Below are 15,249 nucleotides of genomic sequence, written 5' to 3'. Positions count from 1 at the left end.
ACATGGTTCCGGAGAAGTCCTCGATGGGACTGATCTCCTCGAAGATCTCTTCAAGACCCGACTGGGCCGGGACGTCCTTGCGCCCGGCCTGGCGAGCCGCCTCAACCCGGCCCTTCCATTTCTCGTTGCCCACCAACCAGTCGAAGGACTCGGTCTGCAGGGCGAGAAGGTCGGGCACTTCGAGCGGCTCCTCGATGCGCGCGAAAGACACGCGACGAGGACCGGGTGGTATGGCCAAAGGGTGGGGCGAGGCTGCCAACAGATGTCCTTCCGAAGGCTCGCGGATCGACTACGCGCACGCCGGACGACAGCTCTACCGATCTGGAGCGGAAGGGGATGCCAAAGAGCGAGCGCAGAAGGCATCATAGAGCAACGCGCAAACGAATGTCCACACGTATCTGTAGTGTCAACCTCAGTCCCGTAATCAGGATGGCACGCGCCCCGGGACATCGTCAAGCGACACTCCCACGAGCCGGACGATCAGCCGAGGACGAGGGGGAGTCTCGCGGCCAGCTCGCCCAGCTCGGCCTCCTGCGCGTCGGCCGGGGCGCGGCGGCCCGTGCCGACCAGCAGTGCGTCCTTGTCGGAGAACGACGCGGGGAAGGCGGTCCCGGCGATCTTCTCCAGCATGTCCCGGGACCGGGCGAGCCCCTCGGCGGGCGGCTCCGCCGCGCCCGGCAGATGCGCGACCAGGTCGAGGTGGTGCAGCGTCCACTCCAGGACGTACGCCGAAAGGTAGTCGCCCGCGGTGAGGACCTCGCCGCGGGTGACTACCCGCAGGTCCGGGTCGGCGAGCCTCGCGGCGCGGCCGGCGGCGGAGCCGACGTCGTCGAGGTGGAACTTGAGCAGCCGAGGCTCCTCGTAGGCGGCGGCCAGCCGGACGATCAGCGCGTCGAGCGGATCGTCGCCCGTCGGCGGCGTCGCGGAGACCTCCCAATAGGTCACCGCGTCACGGGTCGGTTCCGTTTCCGCCGGGGTCACGAGGGTGATCAGGACGTCCTGAGCGTCGATCACCAGATGACACGCCAGATCCCGCACAAGCCAGCCGGCACAGCCGGACGGCTGTGCGAAGTCCTCGTCCGGCAGTTTGGCGACCGCCCTGCGCAATGCCGTCCACGAGCGTGTGAAGAGATCCACACTGGCACGGTAGTGCGGTGCCTCGATGCCGGACAAACGCATTCGGCAGCCGGCAGCATGCGGGTATGCGGCGGCGGTCAGGTGCCCGGCGCGGCCCACAGGCGGACCGCCAGGCCGAGGCCGATCACGGCGACCAGCCAGCGCAGCAGCCCGGCCGGCAGGCGCCGGGTGACCCGGGGACCGAGCGTGGACCCGGCGAACAGGCCCGCGGCGAGCGGGGCGACGGCGGCCCAGTCGACGGGCCCGAAGACGGCGAATCCGGCGGCGGAGACCAGGGCTCCCGCGCCGAGAAGCATGTTCTTCAGGGCGTTGGCGGCGGGCAGCCGCGGCTCGGCCGTCACCAGGAGGAGAGCGAGGATCATCACCCCCGACCCCGCGCCGAAATACCCGTTGTAGACCGACAGGGCGGTCAGCCCGAGCGGAAGAGCGGCGTCAGGTGAACCGCGCCGCTCGTGCCGTACGGCGAGGCGGGGCTGTGCCAGCAGCGCCAGCGAACCCGCGGCCACGAGGAACGGCACGACGCGGGCGAAGACGCCGGGCGGGGTGGACAGCAGCAACGCCGACCCGGCCGCCCCGCCCAGCGCCGACAGCGGCACCCAGCGACGCAGCCACGGCGCCTTCCCGCGCAGCTCGGGCTGCGAGGCCAGTGCCGAGCCGGGCCAGCAGGCGACGAGCGCGACGATGTTGGCCACGTTCGCCGCGAGGGCGGGCAGGCCCGCCGCGAGCAGGGCCGGGTAGGAGATGAGCGACGTGATGCCGCCCGCGGTGCCGACCAGCCCGGCGAGCGTCCCGGCGGCGGCCAGCAGCGCGACCTCCCCGAGGCCGGTCACGCCCCGGCGTCCGGCGGGGGCGTCTCGACCGGGAACAGGATCGGGCTGAGCAGATGCCGCCCGCGGTGCGGCGCCGGCTCGTTCCTCATCCGCGCGACGATCGTCGCGCGCAGCTCCTCGATCATCTCGGCACGCTCCTCCCGGCTCAGCCACAGCACGTGCTGCCGGTAACCCACCTCGTCGGTCACCGGATCGGCGCCGTTCAGACCGAGATAGGCGTCGAACTCGGACATCAGCGCGGCCATGGCCGTGGCGAAGGTGCGCCGGTGGTCCTCCGGCGACATCGCCGCCACGGTGTCGGCGTCGATCACCACTCGCTCGCGCAGCCGGTAGCGCCGTTCCACCGCGCCGCGCACGCGGTGCTCGCCGTCCACCTCCACTACGCCGGCGTCGGCGAGCGCGCGGACGTGGCGGTAGACGGTCGCCTTGTGCACGTCCGATATGCGCTCGCACAACTGCGATGTCGTGAGAACCCGCCCACCGGCGAGCGCCTGCACGACGCGCAGCCGCACCGGATGCCCGAGCACCTCCATCACATCCATGGTCCGAATGATCGCATGTGTGCTACCTTTCGCAGAAATGCGAACGATCAGTGTGAGAGAGGGCGGCATGGGACGACCGTCATCGGAGACAACGGCCCCGCCCCTGGGGCGCCTGTACGACGTCGGCGAACGGCGGCTGATGCTGCACCGCTCGGGCTCGGGCGGGCCGAGCGTGGTGTTCCTGCCCGGCGCGGGCCTGGTGGGTCTCGACTTCCTGAACGTGCAGGACGGCGCCGCCGCGTTCACCACGAGCGTGCTGTACGACCGCGCCGGCACGGGCTGGAGCACGTCCGCGCCCCTCCCCCGCGGCGCGGCCGAGGTCGCCGTCGAACTGCGCGACCTCCTGCGAGCCGCGGCGGTTCCGGGCCCGTTCCTCCTGGTCGGCCACTCCCTCGGCGCCTTCTACGCTCGCCGGTACGCCCAGCTCTTCCCGGGCGAGGTCGCCGGTCTCCTCCTGCTCGATCCCGGCCACGAGGACATCCTCGACCACATGCCGGCACAGGCCGCCGAGCTGGCCGAGCGGATGCGGCCCGACCCGGCGCGGCTGCCGGAGCTGACCGACGAGCAGCGCCGCGCCGCCCGCGAGGCGTACGCCCGCCTGTACGCCGAGTGGCCCGCGCCGGTCCGCGAGGCGCTGATCGACCACCACCTGGCGTCGTGGCGGACGAGCCTGCGGGAGACGGAGAACTTCGAGACCGAGGTCTACGACGAGCTGCGCGACGGCGGACCGCTGCCCGACGTCCCGCTGATCGTGCTGACCGCCGGCGGCGTGAACCCCTACTGGGCGAAGTTCATGCCGGAGGAGGTGATGCGTGCGGCGCACGACGGGGTGCGCGCCCTGCACGCGGCGATCGCCCGCTCGGTGCCCCGAGGGCGGCAGCGCGTGATCGACGGCGCCTCCCACCAGCACCTGCACGTCGAGCGGGCCGGGGAGGTGCTGCGGGCGATCCGCGACCTGACCGCCGCCTGAGCGTCACGCGGCGGCGCGGATCTCCTCCAGCAGGACCGCGAGGTCGGCCTCGGCCGTGTCCGGGTGGAGCACACAGGCGCGCAGGGCCTGCTGGCCGCGCAGCCGGGTGCCGGTGAGGAAGGCGCGTCCGCGCCGCTGCACCGCGGCGGGGATCACCTCGTTCAGCGTCTCCACGGCGGCGGCGTCGAGACCCGCGGGCCGATATCGGAACGCGACGACCGAGGTGACGACCGGGGCGAGCAGGTCGAAGTCGGCGGACCCCTCGATCATCGCGCCCAGGACGCGCGCCAGCCGGGTGGTGTGCCGCACCAGTCCGGCGACGCCGTCGTGACCCAGGTGCGCGATCGTGGCCCACACGCGCAGCGCGCGGAACGGCCGGGTCTGCTCCGGCCCGTACTCGGAGAACCACCCCAGCTCCCCGGCGTCATCGTCCCGCAGGTAGGGCGGGACGAGGCTGAACGCCGCACGCGGACCCGACGGGTCGCGGAACAGGACGCATCCGCAGCCGACCGGGACGCCGAGCCACTTGTGCGGGTCCAGAGCAAGGGAGTCCGCCAGCTCCAGCCCGGCGTACGCGGGCCGGCACTCGTCCGCGAGCACGCCGAGCGCACCGTAGGCGCCGTCGACGTGGAACCACAGCCCGTGCCCGCGCGCGACCTCGGCGACGTCCTCCAGAGGATCGACGGCCCCGGTGTTGACCGTCCCCGCGCTTGCCGCCACGAAGAACGGGCGCACGCCCGCCTCACGGTCCGCCGCGACGAGGCGGCGCAGCGCGGCGGTGTCCATGCGGAACGCGTCGTCGACGGGGACGGTGCGGATGTGCCCGCTGCCCAGGCCGAGCAGTTCGACCGCCTTGCGCAGGCAGCTGTGGCCCTCCTCCGACAGGTAGACGGCCAGCGGAGGGCGCCCGTACAGGCCCGTCTCCCGTACGTCCGGGACGGCGCGCTGCCGGGCCGCGGCGAGCGCGACGACGGTGGCCATGGACGCTCCGCTGGTCAGCAGCCCGGCGCCCGGCGGGTGGGGGAAGCCTGCCAGCTCGGCCAGCCACCGCACGGCGGTGCGCTCCAGCAGGACGCCCGCGTGCTCGCCCCCTGCGCAGCTCGGGTTCATCGCCGCGGCCAGCGGGGCGACCACGACGCCGGCCGCCGAGGGCGGGGAGTTGACCCAGCCGAAGAACCGGGGGTGCCCGTTGCCCATCGGGTAGGGCAGCACGTGCCGGTCGGCGTCGCCGAGCAGTTCCGCGAGCGGGCGCCCCGCGGCGGGCAGCGGCTGCCGGGTCAGCCAGTCGAGGTCCGGGCCGGCCACCGGCCGCCACACCGGGCCGCGGGGAACCGCGGCCAGGTGGTCGGCCGCCGTGTCCGCGGCCCGTCGCGCCGCCTCGCGCAGGTCGTCCGTCATCGCGTCACGACGCCGGTCGCCGCCAGGCATCGATCACGGCCTGCTCCTCGGCGGGGTCCACTCCGGGCGGGAAGTCGGGGATGTCGCCGGGCCCGGTCAGCCACGCCCAGGTGTCGGCGACGGTCGCCGCCACCGGGCGGCACCGCAGCCCGGTGGCCAGGGCCCGGCCGACGTCGGTCCGGATGAGCCCGGCCTGCGCGGGACCTGGCGGGATCCATCCCGGCAGCGCCGCCCACCGGTCGATCCCGGAGGCCTCGATCGCCTCGGGCTCGACCCAGACCGGCTCCGCGAGCCCGCCGGTGACCTCGGCCGCGGCCTCCAGCAGGTCGCGGGTCGTGCAGTGCCCCTCCGGGTTGACCAGGTTGACCGGGCCCGGCACGCCGCCCTCGGCCGCGTCGAGAAGCCAGGCGGCGAGGTCCCGCACGTCCACGTAGCGGAACGGCTGGTCGGCCGGGCCGGGGGCGAGCATCTCCCCGCCCCGCGCGGCCCGCAGCAGCCAGTGCGGCAGCCGTCCCTGGTCCTCGTACGGCCCGAGGATCAGCCCGGCCCTGGCCAGCACGGCGCGGTCGCCGAAGGCCTCCTCCACGGCGATCTCGCCACCCCGCTTGTTCGGCGCGTAGTCGGTGTCCTCGGCGTCCGCGGACGCCTCGACCGTGGGCCAGTCCTCATTCAGGCCGGCCGGCGTCGGGGGCGCGTACACCGCCCTGCTGGAGACGTACGCATACCTGCCCGCGCACCCGGCCAGCGCGCGGGCGCTGTCGCGCACGACCCGCGGCGCGCCGGCCCAGGTGTCCACCACGGCGTCCCACCGGGTCTCGGCGAGCGGGGCCAGGCCGGCCGGGCGCAGCCGGTCGCCGATCACGGCCTCGGCCCCGGGGTGGGCCCAGCCGGCCAGCCCGCGGGTGAACGTGGTGACGTGCCAGCCGCGCTCCACGGCCGCCGTGACCACCCACCGGCCGACGAACGTCGTGCCGCCCAGCACCAGCAACCGCATGCCGCTCACTTCCGCCTCCGGATCCGATACAGAACGTGGCGGCGCAGCGAGTGACCCTGGGAGAGCACCGGGTGGTCGAAGTCCTCGGCGGGATCGTGGGTCATCCCCAGCCGCCGCATGACCGCCTGCGAGCGGACGTTCGGCACCGCCGTGAACGAGACGACCTCGGTCAGACCGACCCGGCCGAACCCGTCCTCCAGCGACGCCCGCGCCGCCTCCGTGGCATATCCCCGCCCCCAGGCGGACCGGGCGAGCCGCCAGCCGATCTCCACACACGGGGTGAAGTGGGCGGTGAACCTCGGAACCGACAGCCCGGTGAAGCCGATGAACTCCCCGTCCGCCTCGACCGCCCACAAGCCGAACCCGCGCTCGTCGAACGCGACCTCGACGCGCTCGGCCAGAGCGTCGCTCTCCTCCCGGGAGAGCGTGGCCGGGAAGTGCTCCATGACGACTGGATCGGCGTTCAGGACGGCGAAAGGCTCCTTGTCCTCCTCGCGCCAGCGCCGCAGCACGAGCCGCTCAGTTCTGATCAGATGCGCCACCCGGCGACGATAGTGCACGCGGGCTTTGGCCGCTGATGACGGACACCGATACGGGGGGCGGGAGAAAGCAGAGGCGAAAGTCGGCTAGAGTCATCCATGGCCGATGTGGTTTGTGTCCCCCGGGCCGCAATCACCGCCTTCACGGAATACCGTTCGGCTGGAGCCGTGTTGTGCATCTCGCCGAGGAGGCGACCGCCACATCGGCCCTCGACGTGGGCGCCCCGCGAGACTCGTTCTCGCGGGGCGCCGTGTCTTTTCCCCAGGCTCGGCCCCGCACCGCCGGCGGGTTCCGACCTCGCCTGGGCGCAAAGAAGTGTTGGTGAAGCCGTACAAAACATCAGGCGGTGTGTTGCAGGGGGCCTACACCTGAACAGGGGTCCGCGCGGCCTAGGGTATGTCCGTCGGACCGGAGAAGGAGAGGCCGTGCTCTACCCCGCCCTGAAGCTCGTCAGCGTTCCCGTCATGCACGCGCTGTGGCGGCCGCGGATGGAGGGACGCGAGCACGTCCCCACGCACGGGCCCGCGATCATCGCCTCCAACCACCTGTCCGTGCTCGACTCGTTCTTCATGCCGGCCCTGGTGCCGCGCATGGTGCGGTTCGTGGCCAAGAAGGAGTACTTCACCGGCAACCCCGTCGCTGCGGCCTGGATGCGCGCGATGGGAGCGATGGAGATCGACCGGGAGAACGTCTCCGCCGCCCAGGACATGCTCGACGCCGCGGTGGAGGTCCTGAAGGCGGGCGAGTTGTTCGGCATCTATCCCGAGGGCACCCGCTCCCCCGACGGCCGGCTGTACCGGGGGAAGGTCGGCGTGGCCTGGCTCACACTCACCACCGGCGCCCCGGTCGTGCCCGTCGCCATGCTCGGCACCCAGAAAGTGCTGCCGCCCGGCACCTCGGTGCCGCGCCTGCACAGCATCGGCGTGCGGTTCGGCGAGCCGATGACCTTCACCGGCGACGCGGGCAGCGCCAGGGACCGGCGGAGGGTGACCGACGAGGTCATGGTCGCGATCCAGCGCCTGTCCGGCCAGGAGTACGTTCCCCGGTACGCCGCCAGCGTCAAGGGCGCCGGCGAAGCCGGAGTGTAAATGCCAGTCGGCCCCGCTAGGCTCTGAACCCGACCACAGGGCCGTCATTGGGGGTGCGCGTGCCGCGAGGACGTACCGTCGCGATCTCGGCCGCCGTGGCCGTCGTGCTGGCCGGGACGGCCGCCGGCGGCGCCTACTACGTGCTGCACACGCGCGGCACGCCGCAGGAGACGGCGGCGCGGTTCACCGCGGCCTGGTCGAGAGGCGACCTCGCGGCGATGAAGGCCGAGCTCGCCTCACCCGCCGCCGGCTTCGACGCGGCGTACGCCGAGCTCACCAAGAACCTCGCGGTGACGAAGGTCGCCGTCCGCGACGTACGGGCCGGCGCGGAGAAGGACGACCGGGCGACCGCCTCCTACACCGCCACCGCCACGGTGAAGAACGTCGGCGACTGGACCTACACGGGCTCGCTCGCGCTCGTGGTCAAGGACCACTACTGGAAGGTCGACTGGTCGCCGTCCTCGGTTCACCCCGCGCTCGACGGGACCAACCACCTGGCGCTGAGGACGTCGTGGCCGCAGCGGGCGGCCGTCACCGACGCCAACGGCGACCGCATCGACGGCGGCGACGTGGGCGGCTCGGTGCAGCAGCTCGTCGGCTTCCTGGACAAGGCGACGGACAAGGACGTCGAGAAGCTGGGCACCGCCTACAAGAAGGGCGACGCCGTGGGCCGCGGCGGCCTGCAGGAGACGTTCCAGAAGCAGCTCGCCGGCACCCCCACCACGGAGATCCAGGTGGTCGGCGAGAGCCGCAAGACCCTGCACACCGTCAAGGGCTCCCCCGGCAAGGACCTCCGCACCAGCCTCGACCTGAAGGTGCAGAAGGCCGCCGCCGACGCGGTGCGCGACCTGGACAAGCCCACCTCGCTCGTCGCCGTCAAACCCTCGACGGGCGAGATCCTCGCCGTCGTGAACAACAAGGGCGGCTTCAACCGCGCGCTGGACGGCAAGTACGCCCCGGGATCCACGTTCAAAACGATCACGGCCGCCGGACTGCTGGCCGAGGGGCTGACCCCGGCGAGCCGGGTGACCTGCCCCGAGGAGGCGGTCGTCGGCGGGCTCAAGATCCGCAACTCCGACCACGAGGCGTTCGGGTCGCTGTCGTTCCTCGACTCCTACGCCCACTCGTGCAACACGACGTTCGCCCCGCTCGCCGCCCAGAAGCTGGGCGCGCGCAAGCTGTACGACCTGGCGACGGACCTGGGTTTCAACCAGCCGCTGCGCATCGGCGTCCCGGCGACCCCCGGCAGCATGCCGAAGGCCACCAGCGACGCCGAACTGGCCGCGGAGTCGTTCGGGCAGGCCAGGATCACCGCGAGCCCGCTGGTGATCGCGAACGTGGCCGCGGCGGTGGCCGACGGCTCCTGGCGGCCACCCACGCTGGTGCCCTCGCTGGAGCAGAAGGCCGGCCCCAAGAAGCTGCCGGGTGAGGTCGTCACGAGCCTGCGGTCGATGATGCGGGCCGTCGTCACCAAGGGCACCGCCCACGCCGCAGGACTGCCCGCGGGCACGGCGGGCAAGACCGGGACCGCCGAGTTCGGCACCGGGCCGAAACTCGACTCGCACGCCTGGTTCATGGGCTTCCGCGGCGACCTGGCCTTCGCCGTCGTCGTGGAGGCCGGCGGCATGGGCGGCGGGGTGGCCGCCCCGGTCGCCGCGCACTTCCTCAAGTCCCTGTCCTGAGGCCGGTCGCTACACCGGGAGAGCGGCGGCGTCGTGCCGCAGGGCCATGACGAGCAGGGTCGCGATCAACGTGGCGATGAGCAGCCAGCTGACCGCGATGATCACGGTGGAGCGGCCCGGCAGGCGGCGGCCCGCCCCCTTTCCCTGCCGCCCGCGCTCCGCACGGTGGTTGAACGACTCGAGCCTGGCCGCGAGCTTCGGATCCTCGTCGGTGAGGTGCCGCTCGATCATCGCCAGCATCCGCTCTTCGTCCTGCGACCAGGCCATCGCGCAACTCTCCCAGAACGCAAGGTATGTGCCGACGTTCTCCCCAACGATGAAGATCGTTAGCCGTTTCCAGGGCCGCGATTTACGACGCGTTGCATGTTGCGATCTCCATCGAACCTCTGTTCTAATCGGAGGGTGCGGTGGGACGGGCTGCGGCTCGAAACGGGGGAAGGCGGGCAGGGAGAGACGACTCCCCTGTTCGCCCGATCGGCCGTGGCCCGCACCTTCGACACCCCGGAGTTCCGGGGCGTCACCTTCTACGAGATCCACGCACGGTCGATCATCAACCGGGTCCCCTCGGCCAGCCGGGTTCCGTTCGAGTGGACGATCAACCCCTACCGCGGCTGCACCCACGCGTGCACCTACTGCTTCGCCCGCAGGACGCACGAATACCTCGACCTGGACTCCGGGCGGGACTTCGACTCGAAGATCGTCGTGAAGGTCAACGCCCCCGACCTCGTACGCAGGGAACTGGCGGCGCCCCGGTGGGGCGGACACCCCGTCGCGATGGGGACCAACGTCGACTGCTACCAGCGGGCCGAGGGCCGCTATCGGCTGATGCCGGGCATCCTCACGGCCCTGCGGGACGCCCGCAACCCGTTCTCGATCCTCACCAAGGGCTCACTGATCCTGCGCGACCTCGCGCTGCTCGCCGAGGCGGCGGAGGTGACCGACGTCAGCACGGCCGTCTCGATCGGGTTCACCGACGAGTCACTGTGGCGGACCGTCGAGCCGGGCACCCCCTCGCCACGCAAACGGCTGGAGGTGTGCGCCACCCTGAACGAGCACGGCATCCCGTGCGGCGTGCTCATGGCGCCGATCCTCCCGTATCTCGGCGACTCCCCGCGGGCGCTGGAGACCACGGTGCGCCGTATCGCCGAGACCGGCGCGACGCACGTCACACCGATCGTGCTGCACCTGCGGCCGGGCGCGCGTGAGTGGTTCATGGCCTGGCTGTCGCGCGAGCACCCCCGGCTCGTCCCCCGCTATCTGGAGCTGTACGGCCGGGGCGCCTACGCCCCCAAGGCGTACCAGGAACGGATCGGCCAGGCCGTGCGCGCGCTCGCCCGCGAGCACGGCATCGGCCGGTCGGCCCCGCGCGGCACTCGTGCCGGGCAACGGCCCGGTGAGCGGCCGGCTCCCCCGCCCGCACCGGCCGCGGCGCCCGAACAGCTCACGCTCCTCTAGGCGGCCGTAGGGGATAGGCGGCCGTAGGGAAAAGTGGTAGGTGCGGTCGCTCCTGCTCGGCCCCGGAGCGGACCGGGCCGGACCGGGCCGCGCCGGGCCGGTCAGGTATCACCGGCCGGTGGCGGCACGGCGAAGGCGCCGGCGGATGCGGCGAGAGCGGCGGTTCTGGCCGCCTGGCCGGGCAGGTCCGGGCCGGGCGGCGTGCGGAGAAGCACCAACTGGTGATACACGGGCGCGGTGGCGGCGATGAGCAGTCGCCGGGCGTCCGTGCCCAGCGGGAGTTCGGCGCGCTCGACGGCCCGGCGGACGATGACCTCGCACCGGGCGTACCGGTCCTCCCAGAGCCGCCGTTGGGCGTGGTCGGCCTGCTCGGAGCGGAACGAGGCGGCGATCAGGGCCGCCACGATCGGCGGCTGTGCGGTGAGCGCGTCATGGATCTCGCGGTTCAGTGCCGCCAGGTCGCCCTCCAGGGAACCGGTGTCCGGGGGTTGCCAGGCGTCGTCGCCCGCCGCGTCCAGGACGTCGGCGAGCAGGCCGCCAACGTCTCCCCAGCGCCGGTACACCGTCGCGCGGTGCACACCCGAGCGGGCGGCGACGGAGTCCATGGTGAGCCCGTCATAACCGCGCTCCCCAAGCTCGGCGAGCACCGCGTCGAGCACCTGCCTGCGGATTCGGGCGGTACGGCCGCCGGGGCGGCGCCGAGGCGGCGGCACGGGCCTGGCGCCCTCCGGTGGTGGTGCTGAAGGAGTCATCGCTGGTGGTCCGGTTGCTCCTGGGAACGGCGTCGTGGCAGTATCTTAACGCACCATTTGTCGCAGTAGTGGCGCCATCGACTCTCGTTCGAAGCGTTGGCCAGGAAGGAAACGACGCGTGATGCCGGCTGTGCCCCCCGACCCGACCGTGCTGCATCCGATGCCCGGGCAACCGCGGGTGGTGCTGCTGAAGCCGCTGATCGCCTCGCCGCTGATAGAGGTCGGCGAGTTCTCGTACTATGACGACCCGGACGATCCGACCGCGTTCGAGACCCGCAACGTGCTGTACCACTACGGGCCGGAGAAGCTGGTCATCGGGAAGTTCTGTGCCCTGGGCGAGGGCGTGCGGTTCATCATGAACGGCGCCAACCATCGCATGGACGGGCCTTCGACGTTCCCGTTCCCGATCATGGGCGGGTCCTGGGCGGAGCACTTCGACCTCATCACGGGCCTGCCCGGACGGGGCGACACGGTGGTGGGCAACGACGTCTGGCTCGGATACCGGTCGATGGTGATGCCGGGCGTACGCATCGGCCACGGAGCGATCATCGCCTCCGGCTCGGTCGTCGTGGACGACGTCCCCGACTACGGCATCGCCGGCGGCAACCCCGCCAGGCTCATCCGCCGCCGCTACGAAGACGCGGACATCGAGCGCCTTCTCGCGCTGGCCTGGTGGGACTGGCCGCTCCAGCACATCACCGACCACATCCGCACGATCATGTCCGGAAGCATCGACGCCCTGGAGAACGCGGCGCCGGCGCTCCCCCACGGATGATCCGGTGCTTCTGCCGGCGACATCAAGAACTCCGGCCGCTCCGGACGGTTGTCCGTGCGGATACGATCGGCGGCCGTGGAGCACGACGCCGAGGACTTCGTCCGCGCGCACACCAGGCTCGCGGCCGTGCCGTACGTGCCGGAGATACGGCTGCGCCTGGTCATGCCCGGCGCCGTGCCGGACGCGGGCGGGGACGACCGGGTGTACGAGCTGTGGGAGCGCGCCGGACGGCTGCCCTTCTGGGCCTGCCCCTGGGCGGGCGGGCAGGCGCTGGCCCGCCACGTGCTCGACCACCCCGAGATTGTGCGGGGCCGCACCGTCCTCGACCTCGCCACCGGATCGGGGCTGGTCGCGGTCGCCGCGGCGCTGGCCGGAGCCGCCCTGGTGGTCGCCAACGACGTCGACCCGTACGCGCTGGCGGCCGTCGCCGTGAACGCCCGCGCCAACGGCGTCGCGGTGCGGATCGCCGGTGGCGACCTGCTCGACGGGACGCCGTCCCCGCAGGTCGTGCTGGCCGGGGACGTCTACTACGAGGAACCGCTGGCCCGGCGGGTCACCCCGTTCCTGTCCCGGGCCGGCGGCGATGTCCTTATCGGCGTGCCCGACCGCGCCTGCTCCTATCTCCCTGAAGGCGTGTTCGAGCAGGTCGCAGTGCATCACGTGCCCGCCTATCTGGAGGACGTCCCCAGCAAACGGACGACCATATATCAGCTTTCCAAGCATGCTGTGACCTAGGTCACAACAACGAAGCAACTGCCGGTTACGTCACAGGGAAGGGGATCTTCATCTGACACGGAACGGGGCGTGGCTGTGCCTTCTCTTCACCGCAGGGCGGCAAGGAAAGCGGCCAGGGCGGTCGTACGGGCGCTGGAGGCCCGCGACCGGCAGCGTGCCCGGTCGGCGCCGCCGCCCGACGGTCACGAGATCCGCATCCTGCTGCTGCACGCCAACGGCATGGGCGGCACGATCCGCACGGTCTTCAACCTCGCCGGACAACTGGCGCGCACTCATGATGTCGAGATCGTCAGCGTCGTACGGGAACGCGAGGAGCCCTTCTTCCAGGTTCCTCCCGGAGTGCGCGTTCGCTACCTCGACGACCGGCTGCCCCGGCGCAAGGGCCTGCTGTCGCGGTTCCCGAGCAGGCTGGTGCCGAAGGGCGAGGCCGCCTATCACTGGTTCACCCTGCGCACCGACCTCAAACTCGTCCGCTACATTCGCTCCCGCCGCGGGGGCGTCCTCATCGGGACCCGGCCCGGCCTGAACCTGATCGCCGCCCGCTTCGCACCACCGGAGATCATCACGGTCGCCCAGGAGCACGGGAACCTGTCCTCCCACCAGCCGGCGGTGCGCAGGCAGATCATCCGCAGGTACGGCAGGCACGACGCGGTCGTCACCCTCACACAGGCCGACCTGCGCGCCTACGAGCGGTCCTTCGAGAAGGCGCGCGTGGACCGGCCGGCCGTGCTGGCGCAGGTGCCCAACGCGACGCCCCGCCTGAACGGCGGCCTTTCGCCGCTCACCGCGAAGACCGTCGTCACCGTGGGCCGCCTGACCTGGGGCAAGGGCTACGACCTGCTCATCCGCGCGTGGGCGCACGTGGCGGCCCGCTACCCGGACTGGACGCTGCGGATCTACGGCGGCGGCCCCCGGCAGGAGAAGCTCCAGGCGTCGATCGACAAGCGCGGGCTCTGCGAGCGGGTCTTCCTCGAAGGCCCCGCCGAGGACGTCGGCGCCGTCCTCGCGGACGCCTCGATGTTCGTGCTGAGCTCCCGCCACGAGGGCATGCCGATGGCCATCCTCGAGGCGATGAGCAAGGGCGTCCCCGTCGTCAGCTACGACTGCCCGACCGGCCCCAAGGAGATGATCAGCCACGGCCACGACGGGCTGCTGGTGAAGCCGGAGAAGATCCACGCGATGGCCGACGCCATCTGCACGCTCATCGAGGACGAGGACCTGCGCCGCCGGATGGGCGCCAACGCGCTGAAGACGGCCGCGCGCCACGACCTCGACGTCGTCGGCGCGCTGTGGGAGGACCTGCTGTCCGGCCTGGTGGCCCGGCGCCGCGCTCTCCCGCCCGGCGCCCCGCTCGCGTACAGGCCGGACGGGGCGAGCGAGGACGACTTGCAACGCCACGGTCACATGAAGATGCCGCCGGAGACCTCGACGCGCTGACCGGTGATCCAGCCGCTGCCGTCGGCGAGCAGGGCGCCGATCGCGCCCCCGACATCGGCGGGTTCCCCTACCCGTCCCAGCGCGGTCTGCGACGCGAGCATGGCGCGGAACCCCTCGTCGTCCCGTGTGACGCCGCCCGCGAAGTCGGTGGCGACCGGGCCGGGGGCGACGGTGTTGACCGTGATGCCTCGCGGCCCGAGCTCCTTGGCGAGGTATCGCGTCAGCACCTCCACCGCGCCCTTCACCGACGCGTACGCCGCCTGCCCCGCGATCGTGAACCTGGTCAGCCCGGTCGAGAGGTTGACGATCCGGCCGCCGTCCGCGATGAGGGGCAGCAGCTTCTGCGTGAGGAAGAACACGCCCTTGAGATGCACGTCGATCAGTGCGTCGAACTCGCTCTCGGTCGTGTCGGCGAACGCCGCGGTGACCGCGATGCCGGCGTTGTTGACAAGGTAGTCGAAATCGTCCCGGTGCCACCGCTCGCGCAGGGTGCGGCGCAACTCGTCCGTGAAGTCGTCGAACCCCGCCACCACCGCGGTGTCCAGCGACAGCGCCACCGCGGTACGTCCGAGCCCGGTCACGGACTCGACGACGTCCTCGGCCTGGTCCTTGCCGGCCCGATAGGTGACGACGACGTCGACGCCGCGCTCGGCGAGGGCGAGTGCCGTGGCACGTCCGAGGCCCCGGTTGCCGCCGGTGATGAGGGCGACTCGCTGAGAGGTCATGATGGAAGCTCCTGGTCATAGGGGACACGGCCCCCTGGCGGGGGCTGTCACGCCCAGTTGACCGCGTCGCGCGCCGGGCTGCCACGGCCCACATGTCCACGGTTCACGCAGCCACGGCCCACGCAATCGGGGCTCGCGCAGCCGGGGCCTCCTTATCCGGGGATCGGCAGGCCGTGGATACGCCGTGAC

The 15,249-nt window shown here is 72.1% G+C and carries 17 protein-coding genes; 7 read left to right on the top strand and 10 right to left on the bottom strand.

Translation table 11 applies throughout. From position 1 onward, the window contains the following. The 4 genes from FLX07_RS26130 to FLX07_RS26115 form a co-directional block, all read right to left on the bottom strand. Positions 1–259 (bottom strand): hypothetical protein (locus tag FLX07_RS26130; RefSeq protein ID WP_142574299.1); only part of this gene is annotated, 259 nt, incomplete at its 3' end. A 221-nt stretch (positions 260–480) separates the two neighbouring features. Next, positions 481–1,137, bottom strand: coding sequence for a maleylpyruvate isomerase N-terminal domain-containing protein (locus tag FLX07_RS26125; RefSeq protein WP_142574298.1), 657 nt, complete (start codon positions 1,135–1,137; stop codon positions 481–483). Between the two features lie 77 nt (positions 1,138–1,214). Then, on the bottom strand, positions 1,215–1,967 hold the full coding sequence (locus tag FLX07_RS26120) for a sulfite exporter TauE/SafE family protein (protein ID WP_142574297.1): 753 nt from the start codon (positions 1,965–1,967) through the stop codon (positions 1,215–1,217). Further along, positions 1,964–2,509 (bottom strand): helix-turn-helix domain-containing protein, encoded by a 546-nt coding sequence (locus FLX07_RS26115; protein WP_142574296.1) that lies wholly within the window; start codon positions 2,507–2,509, stop codon positions 1,964–1,966. The genes FLX07_RS26120 and FLX07_RS26115 overlap by 4 nt, the downstream gene beginning before the upstream one ends. A gap of 67 nt (positions 2,510–2,576) precedes the next feature. Here FLX07_RS26115 and FLX07_RS26110 point away from each other — a divergent pair, with 67 nt between their 5' ends. Then, complete coding sequence (locus FLX07_RS26110) at positions 2,577–3,479, top strand: alpha/beta fold hydrolase (RefSeq protein WP_208762389.1); 903 nt, start codon at positions 2,577–2,579, stop codon at positions 3,477–3,479. A 3-nt stretch (positions 3,480–3,482) separates the two neighbouring features. Here FLX07_RS26110 and FLX07_RS26105 read toward each other — a convergent pair whose 3' ends face one another. The 3 genes from FLX07_RS26105 to FLX07_RS26095 are packed head-to-tail and all read right to left on the bottom strand — an operon-like array spanning position 3,483 to position 6,413. After that, positions 3,483–4,907, bottom strand: a complete 1,425-nt coding sequence (locus FLX07_RS26105; RefSeq protein ID WP_223853831.1) for a pyridoxal phosphate-dependent decarboxylase family protein — start codon at positions 4,905–4,907, stop codon at positions 3,483–3,485. Continuing rightward, complete coding sequence (locus tag FLX07_RS26100) at positions 4,882–5,871, bottom strand: NAD-dependent epimerase/dehydratase family protein (RefSeq protein WP_142574295.1); 990 nt, start codon at positions 5,869–5,871, stop codon at positions 4,882–4,884. Before FLX07_RS26100 ends, FLX07_RS26105 begins: the two co-directional genes overlap by 26 nt. 5 nt (positions 5,872–5,876) lie before the next feature. After that, the gene (locus FLX07_RS26095) at positions 5,877–6,413 is read right to left on the bottom strand and encodes a GNAT family N-acetyltransferase (RefSeq protein WP_229689588.1); all 537 of its coding nucleotides are present in this window, start codon (positions 6,411–6,413) and stop codon (positions 5,877–5,879) included. 423 nt (positions 6,414–6,836) lie between these two features. Here FLX07_RS26095 and FLX07_RS26090 point away from each other — a divergent pair, with 423 nt between their 5' ends. After that, entirely contained in the window at positions 6,837–7,499 is a 663-nt protein-coding gene (locus FLX07_RS26090) for a lysophospholipid acyltransferase family protein (RefSeq protein ID WP_229689589.1), read from the top strand. Positions 7,500–7,558: 59 nt separating this feature from the next. Next, a complete protein-coding gene (locus FLX07_RS26085) occupies positions 7,559–9,181 on the top strand; it encodes a penicillin-binding transpeptidase domain-containing protein (RefSeq protein WP_142574294.1) in 1,623 nt (540 codons plus the stop codon). A gap of 9 nt (positions 9,182–9,190) precedes the next feature. Here FLX07_RS26085 and FLX07_RS26080 read toward each other — a convergent pair whose 3' ends face one another. Beyond that, a complete protein-coding gene (locus FLX07_RS26080) occupies positions 9,191–9,448 on the bottom strand; it encodes a DUF3040 domain-containing protein (RefSeq protein ID WP_142574293.1) in 258 nt (85 codons plus the stop codon). Between the two features lie 135 nt (positions 9,449–9,583). Here FLX07_RS26080 and FLX07_RS26075 point away from each other — a divergent pair, with 135 nt between their 5' ends. Beyond that, positions 9,584–10,636 carry an Rv2578c family radical SAM protein gene (locus FLX07_RS26075; RefSeq protein WP_229689590.1) on the top strand — a complete coding sequence of 351 codons (1,053 nt, stop codon included), beginning with the start codon at positions 9,584–9,586 and terminating at the stop codon, positions 10,634–10,636. Between the two features lie 101 nt (positions 10,637–10,737). Here the strand turns inward: FLX07_RS26075 and FLX07_RS26070 are convergent, their stop codons facing one another. Continuing rightward, positions 10,738–11,349 (bottom strand): TetR/AcrR family transcriptional regulator, encoded by a 612-nt coding sequence (locus tag FLX07_RS26070; protein WP_229689591.1) that lies wholly within the window; start codon positions 11,347–11,349, stop codon positions 10,738–10,740. A 160-nt stretch (positions 11,350–11,509) separates the two neighbouring features. On the opposite strand from FLX07_RS26070, the gene FLX07_RS26065 reads away from it, so the two are divergent. The 3 genes from FLX07_RS26065 (at position 11,510) to FLX07_RS26055 (ending at position 14,335) form a co-directional block, all read left to right on the top strand. Beyond that, positions 11,510–12,163, top strand: a complete 654-nt coding sequence (locus tag FLX07_RS26065; protein WP_142574290.1) for a CatB-related O-acetyltransferase — start codon at positions 11,510–11,512, stop codon at positions 12,161–12,163. Positions 12,164–12,238: 75 nt separating this feature from the next. Then, a complete protein-coding gene (locus tag FLX07_RS26060; RefSeq protein ID WP_208762388.1) occupies positions 12,239–12,898 on the top strand; it encodes a class I SAM-dependent methyltransferase in 660 nt (219 codons plus the stop codon). A 69-nt stretch (positions 12,899–12,967) separates the two neighbouring features. Then, entirely contained in the window at positions 12,968–14,335 is a 1,368-nt protein-coding gene (locus FLX07_RS26055) for a glycosyltransferase family 4 protein (RefSeq protein WP_229689592.1), read from the top strand. On the opposite strand, the gene FLX07_RS26050 is transcribed toward FLX07_RS26055, so the two are convergent. Continuing rightward, positions 14,299–15,060 carry an SDR family NAD(P)-dependent oxidoreductase gene (locus FLX07_RS26050; RefSeq protein WP_142574289.1) on the bottom strand — a complete coding sequence of 254 codons (762 nt, stop codon included), beginning with the start codon at positions 15,058–15,060 and terminating at the stop codon, positions 14,299–14,301. The genes FLX07_RS26055 and FLX07_RS26050 overlap by 37 nt on opposite strands. Positions 15,061–15,249: the final 189 nt, after the last annotated feature.

Origin of the sequence: Microbispora bryophytorum (assembly GCF_006874465.1) — a bacterium.
GTDB lineage: Bacteria > Actinomycetota > Actinomycetes > Streptosporangiales > Streptosporangiaceae > Microbispora > Microbispora bryophytorum.
The sequence above is the reverse complement of the archived record's forward strand: the minus strand, read 5'-3'. Positions and strand labels throughout refer to the sequence as shown.